This is a genomic window from Rhodoplanes sp., from assembly GCF_013377085.1.
Taxonomy (GTDB): domain Bacteria; phylum Pseudomonadota; class Alphaproteobacteria; order Rhizobiales; family Xanthobacteraceae; genus Rhodoplanes.
Map to the genome: position 1 here is coordinate 42,760 of NZ_JACAAX010000017.1, position 13,507 is coordinate 56,266.

14 protein-coding genes are annotated in these 13,507 nt (G+C 67.7%); 5 read left to right on the top strand and 9 right to left on the bottom strand.

What is annotated here, in order from left to right:
* Positions 1 to 120: 120 nt before the first annotated feature.
* Together HXX10_RS13735 and HXX10_RS13740 are read right to left on the bottom strand one after the other, a co-directional pair.
* The gene (locus tag HXX10_RS13735) at positions 121 to 1,116 is read right to left on the bottom strand and encodes an MBL fold metallo-hydrolase (protein ID WP_296522949.1); all 996 of its coding nucleotides are present in this window, start codon (positions 1,114 to 1,116) and stop codon (positions 121 to 123) included.
* A 172-nt stretch (positions 1,117 to 1,288) separates the two neighbouring features.
* Positions 1,289 to 1,837, bottom strand: coding sequence for a DedA family protein (locus tag HXX10_RS13740; RefSeq protein ID WP_296522951.1), 549 nt, complete (start codon positions 1,835 to 1,837; stop codon positions 1,289 to 1,291).
* Positions 1,838 to 2,119: 282 nt separating this feature from the next.
* Between HXX10_RS13740 and parE the strand changes: the two genes are divergently transcribed.
* The 3 genes from parE to HXX10_RS13755 all read left to right on the top strand — a co-directional run bounded on the left by parE (position 2,120) and on the right by HXX10_RS13755 (position 6,124).
* Entirely contained in the window at positions 2,120 to 4,189 is a 2,070-nt protein-coding gene (gene parE / locus HXX10_RS13745; protein ID WP_296522953.1) for a DNA topoisomerase IV subunit B, read from the top strand.
* 1,375 nt (positions 4,190 to 5,564) lie between these two features.
* On the top strand, positions 5,565 to 5,774 hold the full coding sequence (locus tag HXX10_RS13750; RefSeq protein ID WP_296522955.1) for a hypothetical protein: 210 nt from the start codon (positions 5,565 to 5,567) through the stop codon (positions 5,772 to 5,774).
* A 62-nt stretch (positions 5,775 to 5,836) separates the two neighbouring features.
* Entirely contained in the window at positions 5,837 to 6,124 is a 288-nt protein-coding gene (locus HXX10_RS13755) for a hypothetical protein (protein ID WP_296522957.1), read from the top strand.
* 33 nt (positions 6,125 to 6,157) lie between these two features.
* Here HXX10_RS13755 and HXX10_RS13760 read toward each other — a convergent pair whose 3' ends face one another.
* Both HXX10_RS13760 and HXX10_RS13765 read right to left on the bottom strand, forming a co-directional pair.
* Entirely contained in the window at positions 6,158 to 6,718 is a 561-nt protein-coding gene (locus HXX10_RS13760; RefSeq protein ID WP_296522959.1) for a hypothetical protein, read from the bottom strand.
* Positions 6,715 to 7,146: a hypothetical protein gene (locus tag HXX10_RS13765; RefSeq protein ID WP_296522962.1), complete on the bottom strand. Its 432-nt coding sequence runs from the start codon at positions 7,144 to 7,146 to the stop codon at positions 6,715 to 6,717. The genes HXX10_RS13760 and HXX10_RS13765 overlap by 4 nt, the downstream gene beginning before the upstream one ends.
* A gap of 446 nt (positions 7,147 to 7,592) precedes the next feature.
* Between HXX10_RS13765 and HXX10_RS13770 the strand changes: the two genes are divergently transcribed.
* Together HXX10_RS13770 and HXX10_RS13775 are read left to right on the top strand one after the other, a co-directional pair.
* Positions 7,593 to 8,204, top strand: coding sequence for an acetate uptake transporter (locus HXX10_RS13770; protein ID WP_296522965.1), 612 nt, complete (start codon positions 7,593 to 7,595; stop codon positions 8,202 to 8,204).
* Positions 8,205 to 8,246: 42 nt separating this feature from the next.
* Complete coding sequence (locus HXX10_RS13775) at positions 8,247 to 8,816, top strand: cache domain-containing protein (RefSeq protein WP_296522967.1); 570 nt, start codon at positions 8,247 to 8,249, stop codon at positions 8,814 to 8,816.
* A 58-nt stretch (positions 8,817 to 8,874) separates the two neighbouring features.
* Here HXX10_RS13775 and HXX10_RS13780 read toward each other — a convergent pair whose 3' ends face one another.
* The 5 genes from HXX10_RS13780 to HXX10_RS13800 form a co-directional block, all read right to left on the bottom strand.
* On the bottom strand, positions 8,875 to 9,384 hold the full coding sequence (locus tag HXX10_RS13780; protein ID WP_296522969.1) for a methyltransferase: 510 nt from the start codon (positions 9,382 to 9,384) through the stop codon (positions 8,875 to 8,877).
* Between the two features lie 293 nt (positions 9,385 to 9,677).
* Positions 9,678 to 10,331 (bottom strand): nucleoside deaminase, encoded by a 654-nt coding sequence (locus HXX10_RS13785; RefSeq protein ID WP_296522971.1) that lies wholly within the window; start codon positions 10,329 to 10,331, stop codon positions 9,678 to 9,680.
* A gap of 406 nt (positions 10,332 to 10,737) precedes the next feature.
* Entirely contained in the window at positions 10,738 to 11,142 is a 405-nt protein-coding gene (locus HXX10_RS13790; protein WP_296522974.1) for a PIN domain-containing protein, read from the bottom strand.
* Positions 11,139 to 11,372, bottom strand: a complete 234-nt coding sequence (locus HXX10_RS13795) for an AbrB/MazE/SpoVT family DNA-binding domain-containing protein (RefSeq protein ID WP_296522976.1) — start codon at positions 11,370 to 11,372, stop codon at positions 11,139 to 11,141. The genes HXX10_RS13790 and HXX10_RS13795 overlap by 4 nt, the downstream gene beginning before the upstream one ends.
* A 336-nt stretch (positions 11,373 to 11,708) precedes the next feature.
* Positions 11,709 to 13,478, bottom strand: a complete 1,770-nt coding sequence (locus HXX10_RS13800) for a patatin-like phospholipase family protein (protein ID WP_296522977.1) — start codon at positions 13,476 to 13,478, stop codon at positions 11,709 to 11,711.
* Positions 13,479 to 13,507: the final 29 nt, after the last annotated feature.

A 13,507-nucleotide genomic window follows, 5' to 3' on the forward strand; every position in this document is an offset into this window, starting at 1 on the left:
GCGCACACATAACCCCTGAACGGCCCGGACGAAAGTCCGGCCGCCGCCGAGCCGGAATGCAGACTGCGGGCGGGCGGGTTCGCGGGCCTTTGGCCCGCGCCCCGGAATGACCAGAAAAGCTCAGAGCGTCGGGCTCCAGGCGACCGGCACCAGCCGATAGCCGGTGCCGTCCTTCTCGACATAGCCGGCCGCCGGGAACGGGAAGTGGAAGCCCTGCACCTGCAGCTTCTCGGCCGAGGCCATGTCGAACATCCGCCGGCGGGTCTTCTCGGCCTGGTCGCCGTCCATGTCGAACATGGCGTGCCAGCCGGGATTGCGCACGAACAGGGCCGGATGGTTGGTGACGTCCGACTGCAGCAGCACCTTGGCATTGCCGGAGGCGAGGATGAACGAGGTGTGGCCCGGCGTATGGCCCGGCGTGGCGATCGGGGTGATGCCGGCCACCACCTCCTTGTCGTGGGCGTAGGGCGTGACCTTGTTGCCGAGCGCGCCGAACACCCGGCGGGCGTTCTTGAAGTTGCCCTCGATCGGGCCGCCGGCGGCCTTGCTCATGTTGCCGTCGTCCGACCAGAAGGCCCATTCGGCCTGCGGCACCAGGATCTCGGCGTTGGGGAAGGCCTTCTTGCCGTCGGCCGTCAAGAGGCCGTTGATGTGGTCGCCATGGAAATGGGAGATCAGCACGGCATCGACCGTCGCAGGATCGATGCCGCCGGCCTTGAGGTTGGTCTGGAACTGGCCGACCGCGCCCTTCGACTGCTCGAAGGCCGCCGCACCGTTGCCGGTGTCGATCGCCACCAGCTTGCCGCCCGTGTTCACCACCACCGGGTTGAACACGATGGTCATCTTGCCGGGCTCCATGTAGGCGGCCCTGAGCGCGGCGTCGATCTCGTCCTTCTTGGCGTTGGCGACGAAATTGTCGGGCATCGGGAACGTGCGGGCTCCGTCGGTCGCCACCGTCACCTCGAGGCTGCCGATCTTGTAGCGGTAGACACCGGGAGCCTGGCCGCTGGCCGGCGGTGCGGCCGCGCCGGCCGGTCCGCCGCCGAGCGACACACCGCCGCCGGCCGCGCCGATCGCGGCTGCGGCCAGCACGGTGCGGCGGGACATCTCGGTCATCCTCTCGTCCATGGTCATGCCTCTGCTCTCAGGGGATTGTTTTGGGGAAATGGCCGGGTCGTTCAGGAACGGGGTCGGGCTGGATAGTGACGGCCACGCCGCTCAGGCGTGGGCGAGACACCTCGGTGGGCACCCATACGACGGCGCCGCGACGGCTGCACGTCACCTCCGGTCACGCTCCGGTGAACCATTTCAGCCCGAGCGTGCCGGGGACCAGCAGGACGGCCGCCCAGACGAAGGCCGAGGAGAAGTTCGCCACCTGGAAATGCCACCAGGGCATCAGGAAGATGCCGGCGACCAACGGCACCGAGGCCCGCAACGGCCCGAAGAAGCGGCCGATGAAGATCGCCGCCACGCCGAATTTCTTGACGAAGGCCTCGCCCTTGGGCAGCAGGTCGGGATGGCGCGACAGGGGCCAGACATGGGCGACCTTGTCCTTGAAGGTGACGCCGAGCCAATAGGACAGCCAGTCGCCGAGCGCGGCCCCGATGGCGGCCGCGATCCAGATCGGCCAGAACTCGAGGCCGCCGAGACCGATCAGCGCGCCGATGCCGATCAGCGCCGCCCAGGCCGGCACGAGCAGCGAGAGGAAAGCGAGCGATTCGGCAAAGGCCAGCGCCCCCACGACCGGGGCGCCCCAGACCTGGTTGTCGCGCACGAACTCGATCAGCGCCTGCGTGTACTGTTCGATCATGTCCGGAAACAGATGGGAACCGAGCATGGACGGGGACAGGTCCGGCGCGGCGCCGCGGGGCGCGGCAGCGTGACGCGCCGCCCACCCCGCGCCCGCTCGGGCCCGGTCGGCGGCGCCTCACCGATGGTTTTGATGATTTCACGCCCGGCCCGGCTTGTCACGCGGCGGCGTAGCCCAGCTACGACACGGCCCGATTGCATTGGAACCGAGCCTCCCGCGGCTATCGAGCCACATCTTCGCCCCCCTGCATGGCATAGTGCGGCCACCGATTCGAACGCATCCTGAACAGACAGTCCGACCGACACTCCGATGGCCAAATCCGTGTCCAAGAAAGACCCTGCCGACCTTTTCGCCGGAACTCCTCCGGCCGCCGGAGCCGCTCCGGCCGTCCGCCGCCCGACCGAGCCGGTCAAGGTGGACGTTCGCCGGAACGCCGCCGAGGGCACCTACACGGCGCAGGACATCGAGGTCCTCGAAGGCCTCGAGCCGGTGCGCCGCCGCCCCGGCATGTATATCGGCGGCACCGACGAGCGCGCGCTCCACCACCTGTTCGCCGAGGTGATCGACAACTGCATGGACGAGGCGCTGGCCGGCCACGCGACCTTCATCGAGGTGTCGTTCGAGCCCGACGGCTGGCTGATGGTGAGCGACAACGGCCGCGGCATCCCGGTCGACCCGCATCCGAAGTTCCCGAAGAAGTCGGCGCTCGAAGTGATCATGTGCATGCTGCATGCGGGCGGCAAGTTCGACTCCAAGGTCTACGAGACCTCGGGCGGCCTGCACGGCGTCGGCATCTCGGTCGTCAACGCGCTGTCCGAGCGGCTGGAGGTCGAGGTCGCCCGCCAGGGCCAGCTCTACCGCCAGGTTTTTTCCCGCGGCAAGCCGGTGAGCGGGCTGGAGGCGCTCGGCAAGGTCAACAACCGCCGCGGCACGCGAATCCGCTTCAAGCCCGACGCGACGATTTTTCCAAAGCCGCGGTTCAACCCGCAGCGCCTGTTCAAGATGGCGCGCGCCAAAGCCTATCTGTTCGCCGGCGTGGAAATCCGCTGGCGCTGCGACGCCAGCCTCCTGGCCGGCATCGAGGGCGTGCCGACCGAGGAGACGTTCCACTTCGCCGGCGGCCTGAAGGACTACCTCGCCAACGCGGTCGAGGGCCAGACGCTGGTGCATCCGGATCTTTTTACCGGCCAGTCCGGCAAGCCGGGCCAGAACGGCGCGGTCGAATGGGCGATCGCCTGGACGGCCGACGGCGACGGCTTCCTCACGTCCTACTGCAACACCATCCCGACGCCCGAGGGCGGCACCCACGAGTCCGGCCTGCGCACCGCCCTGTTGCGCGCGCTGAAGGACCATGCCGAGCGGGTCGGCCAGGGCAAGCGGGCCACCGGCACGACCAGCGACGACGTGATGAACGGCGCCGCCGCGATGCTGTCGGTGTTCGTGCGCGAGCCCGAGTTCCAGGGCCAGACCAAGGACCGGCTGGCGACGGCCGAGGCACAGCGCATCGTCGAGAGCGCCGTCAAGGACCAGTTCGACCATTGGCTGGCCGGCAATCCCAACCAGGCCAACAAGCTGCTCGACTGGGTGGTGGAGCGCGCCGAGGAACGGCTGCGCCGCCGCCAGGAGAAGGAGACGGCGCGCAAGACCGCGGTGAAGAAGCTGCGGCTGCCCGGCAAGCTCGCCGACTGCACCCTGACGGCGACCGAGGGCTCGGAGCTCTTCATCGTCGAGGGCGACTCGGCCGGCGGCTCGGCCAAGCAGGCGCGCGACCGCGCCCGCCAGGCGATCCTGCCGTTGCGCGGAAAGATCCTCAACGTGGCGAGCGCCACCAAGGACAAGCTCGCCCAGAACCAGCAACTCGCCGACCTGGTGCAGGCGCTCGGCTGCGGCACCGGGCCGAGCTATCGCGACGAGGACCTGCGCTACGAGAAGGTGATCGTGATGACGGACGCCGACGTCGACGGCGCCCATATCGCCTCGCTCTTGATCACCTTCTTCTACCGGCAGATGCCGAAGCTGATCGAGGACGGCCACCTCTATCTCGCGGTGCCGCCGCTCTACCGCCTGTCGCACGGCGCCAAGACGTTTTACGCGCGCGACGACAAGCACAAGGACGAGATTCTCGCGAAAGAATTCCGCTCCAACGCCAAGGTCGAGATCGGCCGCTTCAAGGGCCTGGGCGAGATGATGCCGGCGCAGCTCAAGGAGACCACCATGGACCGCAAGAGCCGCACGCTCCTGCGGGTGATGCTGTTGACCGACGATCGCGCCGAGACGGCGAGCGCCGTGGAGCGCCTGATGGGCACCAAGGCCGAGACCCGCTTCGCCTTCATCCAGGAACGCGCCGAGTTCGCCTCGGACGAGATGCTGGACGTGTAGAGGCGCGGGCCGTAAATCGCGATCCCATCGGGTGGGCAAAGGCGCACGGCGCCGTGCCCACGTTCTCCTTCCGTGAGACGACCGCGTCCTCGAAAAAACCGCGTGGGCACGGCGCGCCGGCGGGCGCGCCTTTGCCCACCCTACGCTTGCTCCGCTCAACCGATCCTCCAGGCTCTCGCCGTCATGGCCGGGCCGGTGCGACGCGCCGTGACCCGGCCATCCATCGTTTCGCAAGGCTTGTCTTTCGAAGAGGACGGACGCGCGGGTCGAGCCCCATAGGCGCAAGCTTAACAAGAATGGCGCTGCCCCCGGTCTTGGTCGTTCCGGGGCGCGGCCGGCAGGCCGCGAGCCCGGAACCCATAACCCCGGTCTGCGTGTATGGATTCCGGGCTCGCCGCTGCGCGGCGCCCCGGAATGACGGAGAGTTGGTGGCTCGGCAGGACCTTATCTTAGCGCCCATGGGGTCGAGCCCGCGCGTGACGCCGCGGATGGAACGATCGTTCACGACAAAACCCCTCACTGTCCCGCGACGCCCTTCGCGCCCGGGGTGTGCCCATGACCCGTGTCCTCGCCTTTCCGAGGAAAGGCCGAGGGAGGCGGAGCGCCGGGAGGCGCTACACCTGACATCATCTGCGCTCGAGAGCGCAGCGCGCATCGAAGCGTCGATGCGCACGCCTCCCGGCGCTCCGCCGCGGCGATTTTTGGCTTTCGGGCCGCGCTTGGGATCCGGCCCGACCGGGGTGACGGACCTCTCCAGCGATGCTCCTCGCGCCCGGGTCGTCTTGCCCGGAGGGCGGAGCCCCAAAAGCCCCCGGGAGTCCGGCGGACGAGGCCGGACCCGCAGGCGCCGCATCCGCCGGCCGGATTTCCCGGGAGTTCCGGCGGCCGGTTTTTGGGCAGGCGCCACCATGAGGCGGCGCCCTGCCCTGCACCGGCTCGCTCCGCCGCCCGACGTCACCGGTCGACGTCCCTCGACGAGCGAGACGGACGAATCTTACGGCCGCTCGCGAGACCGGGGATTACTTTTTTCACGACCCGACGACCCGTAGCCGCCTGCCCTGCAGGCGGGACACGACGGCTCGCCACACGGCCACGGCCCAGGATCGTCGCCCGCGCAGGCCGCCGTGCCCGTGGCGACCGGTCACGCCCTCGCCCGTCCCTCGACGCGCGCGCGCCACTGGCGAATGGCGGTCGGGCACCCCACATCTAGATGACGACCCCTGCGTTCATCCTCGAACCGAGGCGAGCCACCGCGCCCCTGGCATCGCAAGGTGGGATGACGAGCCGGTCGGCTTCACGGTCGAGTATCAGGTCGCGGTCACGGACAGGCCTCGTCACGCGGTGCCGCCAGCGGGCGCTGAAGCGGATGGTCTCGATGCCGGTCTCTCTCGACGCCGAACAAGTTTGCGCCGACCACGGACCTATTCTCGAACGCCTGGGGGCCGCCGTCGTGCGACGGTGGAGCGCGCTTCCGACCGGAATCCAGCGCGACCTGTTCGCGCACGCGACGTCTCTGGCGGATCACCAAGAGACGGCCGAGCTCAAGGGGCAGGTCGCCCGCTTCCTGCACAGATCGCAGGGTTGACGTCCGTCCGAACGATACGGCGCCCGGGTGCGTTGTCCCCCCGGCAAAGCCAGGAGAGCACCATGACCATGGAACCGACGGCCGAAGACTCGGCCCGACATATCCTCGATATCTTCCAGGCGCACACGCTGCGGATCGGCCAGATCCTCTCGCGAGGATCGGCCCGCATCCAGTTCCTGGCGGAGGGCGACTGGCATATCCATGATTTTGTCAACGGCCTGCAGTATGCGAGCCGACATCACTGGATCGCGTTGCCGTCGCCGACCGTGCTCAAGCTCACCGAGGACGGATTCTTCGCCTATCGGGCGCCCGAGACGACGTTGTCGCCGTCCCCGGGACTGGGCGCCTAGGAACGGCCGCTCGTCTGCGGCGTCGCTCCCGGCTCAGCGCGTGCGGGTGACCTCGCTGCAGCTCACGGCGACGGGCTCCGCGTAGCAGAACGAGATCTTGCCGGGGCCGACGAGCTGGCCGGTCAAATAGCCGCTGGCGTCGGTGCTGACGATGGTGCGATTGCCGCGGCCGGTGAGCGCGCCGATGAACGACGCATTTTTCTTCTCGCCATTACCCGAGAGGGTCGCCACGGCCCAGAACCGGCGACCCTCCTGGCCTCGGACCTCGATCACCAGATCCTTCTCCAGCAGCACCGGCTCGGCGGAGGTGCCGCTGCCGGCGACGATGGCGTGAGCCTTCCCGACCCATTTGCCTTTCAGGTCCGGCACGCGATCCGCCGCGAGCGCCAGCGCCGGATAGAGAGCAAGCACCGCGATGGCGGAACCGAACGTCGTTGCGAAACGCCGAGCTTTTTGCATGTGTCCACCTGTTGAAACAGATCTGATGTCTAATCGTCCGACGCTCGGCACGCGGGGCACGCGGGCCCGAGAGGTGAAATGCCGGTGGGGCGGCACGCCCTTGTCGTCTCCGGCCTCCGGCTCGACCAGGCTCACTGCAGCACACCGCGCCGGGCGAGCCGCCACGTGTAGGTGCAGATGGCCAGGATCAGGCCGTAGCCGATCACCGCGCCGACCAGGCCGGAGCCGCCCAGCGCCTCGGCCCAGCCCTTGGAGTAGGTCTGCCAGGCGATCAGTCCGACGCTCAGGACGATGCCGGTCAGAAAGATCGGTAGCGCCGCCTTGCGCAGCATGAACAGGGCGAGCGCGCCGGCGAGATTCAGCGCCGCGACCAGCACGGTCGAGGCGTAGTCGACGATCGTCAGCCGGTCGAAATAAGCCTGCTGGACCGGTTCGACCGGCACCACGCCCGACCTGATCAGATAGAACGACAGCAGCGTCCACCCGACCGAGAACAGGAACCAGAGGAAGATCACCCAGATCCAGACGGTTCGCCGGGGACCGACAGTCGGCTCGTCGCTCATGACGCGTTTCCTTGCGTGGCTCGACGCGCGCGGCCGAGGCTGGCGCGACCGTGATGCCGGCGGCGAGACCCGATGATCAACGTCTCGACCGTGACGCCCGGACGATTAGCGCCGGCGACGGGAGGGCTCTGTGACGGATCGCACACGGCCACGGGCAGCGCGGCGCCGCGCGGGCTTCGTGGCTGGCGCGTCGGCTCCCACAGGACCGCGCGACTCGACCGACCGCGCGCAAAAATGCACGCGGTCGGTGTGCGACTGTCGACCGCCCGTCACCTGGCCCCCATCGCGGACACCGGATTTTCCACTATCTGAGACTACAACCAAAACTACGCACTAACGCGATGTCGCTCCCGCGGCTTGCGAGGCCACAGGCGGGCCGGCATAGTTCCTCGTGTCTAGATCGCGGCCGCGTATCGCCGCGATCCGCCCAGGGGGAGTGCGTCAGCATGGCAGATCAGAAACTCGGAAATCCCGCCGTCGTCGGGCTGGCCGGCTTCGGCCTCACCACGATGGTGCTGCAGTTCCACAATGTCGGATGGATGGGCATCGGCCCGGTGGTGTGGCTCGGCCTCATCTTCGGCGGCTTCGCCCAGATGGTCGCCGGCCTGCAGGAGATGAAGACCGGCAACAATTTCGGCTACTGCGCCTTCACGGCCTATGGCTGCTTCTGGATCGCGCTGGCGCTGCTCCTGATCGGCAACCACTACAATCTCTACGTCTCCAGCAAGAGCGACATCGGCTGGTTCCTGATCGCCTGGACGCTGTTCACGGCGATCCTGTGGGTCGGGGCGATGCGCATCTCGAGCGCGCTGGCGCTGACCTTCACGCTGCTGCTCGGCGGCTTCATCCTGCTCGACCTCGCCCATTTCGGCTTCCCGGAGCTCACCGTCGTGGCCGGCTACGAGCTGATGGCCTGCGCCGCCATGGCCTGGTACATCATGGCGCATCTGATCTTCGCCGACGTGTTCGGCCGCGACGTCCTGCCTGTCGGCAAGCCGTGGCTGCGCGCCCCCGCCGCGCCGGTTTCGGCCCTGAAAGTCGCCGGCGCCAAGGCCTGAGCGTCGCGTCGTCGCCGACCCGCGAAGAATCGGAGAACCATCATGCGTGCAAAGACCCTGATCGTGGCCGCGACCGTGGCGGCGCTGGCCGGCGCGGCCGGCCTTTCGCCCGGCCGCATCGCTTCGGCCGCCGCCGACGACGTCGCCTCGCCCGAGGAGGTCGTCTCGAAAGTGTGGGCGGCCTCGCGCTTTCTCAACGAGAAGGGCGCGTCGGGTATCGCCTCGTTCAACAGCAAGGACGGGCCGTGGGTGTGGAAGGACTCCTACGTGTTCGTCTACGACTGCCGGCTCGACCGGATGGTGGCGCACCCGCTGCGCCCGGACCTCGTCGGCCGGCCCGTGATGCAGATCACCGACAACAACGGCAAGCTGATCTTCAAGGATCTGTGCAAGGCGGGCGGCGGGAAGCGCGGCGGCTGGGTCGAGTATCTGTGGACCAAGCCGGGCGCCGGCAGCGTGTCGCGAAAGATCTCCTACGCGCTCGGCGCCGACATCGCGTTTTCCACCGGCATCCAGGTGGCGGCCGGCGTCTACGACGACAAGGCCTCGGCCGCCGATCTCGCCAAGCTCACCGACAAGATGGCGGATCCGGCGAAATACCCGGCGCATTGAGGGGGCGGGGCGAGCTCGCGACTCGTCATTCCCGGGCTCGACCCGCGATCCCTCGCACTCACGCGTCGTGTGACACGGACAACTCGTAAATGATCAGGGACTCGATGACGATCGAGTGCTCGTGTGCGAGGTGCGCCTGAAACCCGGCCTTCTTGATCAGCGCACCGAACAGATCGAGGTCCGAATCCGACGAAACCATGACGAACAGTCGTCCGTCCGGCTTCAGCCGGTCCCGCGCCTGGGCGAAAAGATCGGCGACGTCGCGATACTTCGGACCGGCATGCCAACCGCGATCCGCCAGGTCACTCGGTTCGCCGGCATGCTTCGGCGGGCTCGACAGGATCACGTCGAAGAGCGGCCGAGCTGCAATTGCCGAAAGAAGGTCGGAGCAGAGGCCGCCGACCCGGCCACCGAGGCCGTTCGCCACCGCATTCTCGCCGGCCGACAGGGCCGCGTTGGGATTGATGTCGGCCGCGACGACATACTCGGCGCCGGCGCGTGCGGCCGCGAGCGCGAGAATGCCCGACCCGGTCCCGACATCGAGAACGCGTTTGCCGGTCAGGTCCATCCGATCGATGAAGCCGGCGAAGCACTCGCTGCTCAGGAAGTAACGAGGATGAAACACGGTCGGCCGCACCGTGAGACGGAAGCCCGCGGCCTTCGCGATCCGCGCACTCTTCCGGGACAGGATGAGATGGTACGAAAAGAAATGGATGAAACGCCGAAGGAACCGACGAAAGGGGCCATGTGGAGTGCCGCGACGATCCAGGGCGCTCGCGGTGTCGCCGACATATGAGTCCATCCGGGTTTTCCTGTATGTGCTTCATTCGACGGTGTCGTCGAAACAGCGTCGCCGACCGGTCACAGGTCGGCCTGTCTGTCGCCGGCCGATTCCGGGTCGGCATATGCTCGGTACGGTCGCTCGAGCAGAGCGACCATGTGGTGCCAGAGCGAGCGACGGCGAGCAGACTTGGTCCGGGACTCCGCCTGCGCACTCGGATCCGTCATTAGGCCGCGCAGCTTGATCATCTCCCAGGCCGCCGGGCTCCAGTCCCGCCAGGCTCGTTGTGCCTGCTCGACCAGCACGCCGCTCACCACCTCCGGCACGGCGTCGAACACCTGCGGCAGGCGGCCGGACAACCCGTCATCCCGCAAGATATTCCATTTCGAGAGGCCGCCCATCACGGGCGATCCGAGCGCGTAGACGACGCGCCCGACCCAGGCTTCGCGAATGCAGTAGGAGCACATCGCACATGGCTCCACGTTCGTATAAAGCGAGCACTCTCGCAACTGCCGGCGTCCGATCGCCTTTTGGGCCCGTGCGAGGGCGATGACCTCGGCGTGTCGGGACACGTCACCGTCCCGGATCGTGCGGTTGATCGCTTCCGAAACGATGTGTCCATCCCGGGCAACGACGGCCCCGAACGGGTACTCGCCTTTGCTGACCGCAATCCGGGAAAGCTCGACGCAACGCGCCATCATGGTCTCGTCTTCGCCGTCGCGTGACGTCACCATGCCGTCAGTGCCCCGTTGTCACGAGCGTTCGAAGAATACTCGATCGCTCTCGCGGTGACTCCGAGGCCGCGCGCCCGTGACATGCAGACGGGTGCGGCGCGCCCCGAGCCCAGTCGAGACAACGTGTTCAAGCGGAAAGAGTTCCGCGCCGGCTCGGCAAAACCGCCCAACGGCGATCGACCAGGCTGCGCGCATCGGCTCGCGTCGTTCACAACGGCGACGTGAGCTACATCCGAGAGCTCCACCGGCTGCGCGCACCCCCACATTTCGCTCGCGCTCCACGCGGGGTACGGCCGCGCGATCGACCTCGGCCCGCAGCCCGGATGCGCGAAGCGCATCCGGGACCTTTTCGACACGGCAGGGCACGTTGATCGAGGGCACTGTCAGCGTAATTCCCGGGACGCGGTCACGGCGGGCCGTCGACGAAGGGGTTTTCGATGCGCAGCGTGCCGATGGTCCGGCCGTGCTGCATGTCCTCGCTGAACAGCGTGTCGCAGCCCGCTTCGAGGGCGGCCGCGACGATCAGCGCGTCGTAGAACGAGAGGCGATGCTGTTCGGCGAGCGCCCGGGCGGCGGCTTGCAGGTCGAGCGTGAGCGGCAGCGGCGGCCCGGCCAACACCAGCGCATCATCGATCGCATCGGCGATCTCGCGCCAGTCCTGGCCGAGCTTGCGGCGCGCGACGGCGGTGAACTCGTTGAGCACCTGCACGCTGATCTTGCCGCCGTCCGCCAGAACTGCGCGCGCCCGATCGGCCTTCGCGCCGCGTTCCTGGGCATAGACGAGAATGTTGGTGTCGAAGAAGGCGCTCACCGCTCGTTGGCCTCGTCGCGATCGAACCGATAGCCCTCGGGCAGCGTCCAGTTGCGCGCCGCCATCCGGTCGAGCGCCCGGCGACGCCGTTGGTCCTGCGTCTCGACCTCGATGACGCCGTCCTTGGCGGCGACCACGTTCAACTCGTCGCCTTCCTTGAGCCCGAGCTGGTCGACCAGCGCCTTGGGCAGCCGGACGGCGAGGCTGTTGCCCCATCTGGACACCTGCATCGCAGCCTCCGTGATATCCGTCGAGAATTGTATATTTTGGGCTGGATATCATCGAGATTCAAGTCTGTGGCCTGGATGGGTGAGCAGCGTCTCGCGAAAAATCTCCTGCGCGCTCGGCGCCGACATCGCGTTTGCGACCGGCATCCAGGTGGCGGCCAGCGTCTACGACGACAAAGCGTCGGCGACGACAAAGCGTCGGCGGCCGAGCTCGCCTAGCTCACCGACAAGATGGCGGACCCGGCCAAGTACCCGGCGCACTAGTGGGCACGCCTTAGGAGTGGCCGCCGCCCGGCCATCGTGGTCGCCGCGTCGGCCCCCACCAGAACCGTCGCTGCGCTACGGGAAAGCCTTCCCGACCGACTCGAGAGCCGACCGGACGATGCTCTTCGCCTTGCGGCTGGCGAGCTCCGACGCATAGCGGTGCGCCGCCCAGCGCAGCGCGCCGCCCAGGAACATGCCATCGGTCAGCGGAAGAAGATCGAGATCGATCATCCGCCCGACGACGGTCGAGGTGCGTGTATCGATCAGCTTCTCGATGGCATCGCGCCGAGCGCCGAGCGGTTTCGGCAGGTCGCCGTCCTTGATGTCGATCGGCCGCGTCATCGCGTCCGTCAGCGGGATGATGGGCAGACCATCCTTGTCTTCCGGACCGTTGACGGCCTCGGCGTACTGCTTCTTATTGTAATCCTTCTCCTCGCTTCGCAGGACCGAGTGCGTGGCGCGGACGACATCCCGGACATGCCACGCGTCGCGCCGTTCCCACGCGGCCGACGCGTGGTATTCGGCGAACAGCGGATTGGTGTCCGGCAGGGCGAAGCTCCACCGCAGAAACGCCTGCGCGTTACGGCGCCCGAGCAGATAATCGTGCCGCCGAAACGACTCGTGCAGAAAGCCGCCGAAACCGTCGAGCACCCCGCTCGCGATCGGGTATTTCTCCGCGTCGCGGTTGCCCGCGGACGGACGGATCGGCGAGATCATGAAGCGCGAGAAGATCTTGTCGTCCGCCGCCTTGGCCAGCTCGTCCGGCTTGAAGCGGGCCTGCGCGATCAGCGTGGACAGAAGCCGAGGACCGACATGGATCAGGCTGTCGTTGTCGTCCTTCTCGGGCAGGTGGACGAAATTCGGGAACGGCGCGACCAGAACCACCGCACGCAGCGCGGATTTGCCGTCCTGGTCATTGCGGCCCTGGTTCGCCAGATGGCGGCGGGCGATCTCCAGCGGCTCGTTGTTGATGGTGCCGCCGTCGACCGCCACGAACGGATAGGAGGCCTCTTCAAGGACGGCCGCATCCGGGCCGATGGTCTTGAAGCATCGGCTGGCGGGATCGTCGAAGCCGACGAGCTGCGCGTACCGGTAGTCCGTCGGCGCGCGATCGATGCGGCGCGGTGCGAGGCCGAACGGGAAGGCGCCTGTCGCCAACGCCGCGGTCTTGAACAGTGACCACTCGGGAGTCGAGGTGTCGCGGATATCGAGCGCGTGGACGCCGTCCGCAGGCCGACCGGGCATCCCGATCGAGAAGTCGAGATAGTCGCCGTGGTTCAGCGTTCCATAGAGATCTTTCCGCCCGGAGCCGAAGACCGGGAAGGAATAGGGCACGCCCCGCATGTTGGTGGCGGTCAGCATCACGCGCAGCGAGCGGTCGGCCCCGCAACCGATCCAGTCGCGCTGCCGCGGCGCGCCCTGAAGGTCGAAAGCGTCCTGGACGATCCTGAGAAGCACGTCGCTGCAGAGCAGCGAGCGGACATGCGCCGTCGGATCGTCCAGGTCGGTGGTCTCGAGCAGCCTCTCGATCGAGATGTCGGTCACCCAACTGGAATACAGCCGGTTCGCCGGCTTCGGCGGCGGCGCAGCCGCGGGCTGGGCCGCGACGAGGTCGTGGAAGGCATGCAAGGCGGCGATCGCCGCCGTCATGCCGCCGGCCGACGAGCCCGCCATCACCGGGATGCGCACGTCGTGGGTGGGGCCGGTCCAATCCGGCGACGACCTGGCGGCGTAATACGCGTCGAGCGCCTCGACGAAGAAGTCCATGACGCCGGCCGTATAAGCGCCGGCCGAGATCGCGCCCGCCATCACGAGGCCGATCTGAAACTCGGGTTTGGTAGGCATCGCTATCTCCGACCCACTTCTTCCGACGC

Excerpts from the sequence above, each read along its gene's own strand:
- HXX10_RS13735 (WP_296522949.1), bottom strand. The coding sequence starts at position 1,116 with ATGACCGAGATGTCCCGCCGCACCGTGCTGGCCGCAGCCGCGATCGGC.
- HXX10_RS13795 (WP_296522976.1), bottom strand. The coding sequence starts at position 11,372 with ATGCAGGTGTCCAGATGGGGCAACAGCCTCGCCGTCCGGCTGCCCAAG.
- HXX10_RS13750 (WP_296522955.1), top strand. The coding sequence starts at position 5,565 with ATGCCGGTCTCTCTCGACGCCGAACAAGTTTGCGCCGACCACGGACCT.
- HXX10_RS13755 (WP_296522957.1), top strand. The coding sequence starts at position 5,837 with ATGACCATGGAACCGACGGCCGAAGACTCGGCCCGACATATCCTCGAT.
- HXX10_RS13770 (WP_296522965.1), top strand. The coding sequence starts at position 7,593 with ATGGCAGATCAGAAACTCGGAAATCCCGCCGTCGTCGGGCTGGCCGGC.
- HXX10_RS13780 (WP_296522969.1), bottom strand. The coding sequence starts at position 9,384 with ATGGACCTGACCGGCAAACGCGTTCTCGATGTCGGGACCGGGTCGGGC.
- HXX10_RS13800 (WP_296522977.1), bottom strand. The coding sequence starts at position 13,478 with ATGCCTACCAAACCCGAGTTTCAGATCGGCCTCGTGATGGCGGGCGCG.
- HXX10_RS13740 (WP_296522951.1), bottom strand. The coding sequence starts at position 1,837 with ATGCTCGGTTCCCATCTGTTTCCGGACATGATCGAACAGTACACGCAG.
- parE (WP_296522953.1), top strand. The coding sequence starts at position 2,120 with ATGGCCAAATCCGTGTCCAAGAAAGACCCTGCCGACCTTTTCGCCGGA.
- HXX10_RS13765 (WP_296522962.1), bottom strand. The coding sequence starts at position 7,146 with ATGAGCGACGAGCCGACTGTCGGTCCCCGGCGAACCGTCTGGATCTGG.
- HXX10_RS13785 (WP_296522971.1), bottom strand. The coding sequence starts at position 10,331 with ATGGTGACGTCACGCGACGGCGAAGACGAGACCATGATGGCGCGTTGC.
- HXX10_RS13775 (WP_296522967.1), top strand. The coding sequence starts at position 8,247 with ATGCGTGCAAAGACCCTGATCGTGGCCGCGACCGTGGCGGCGCTGGCC.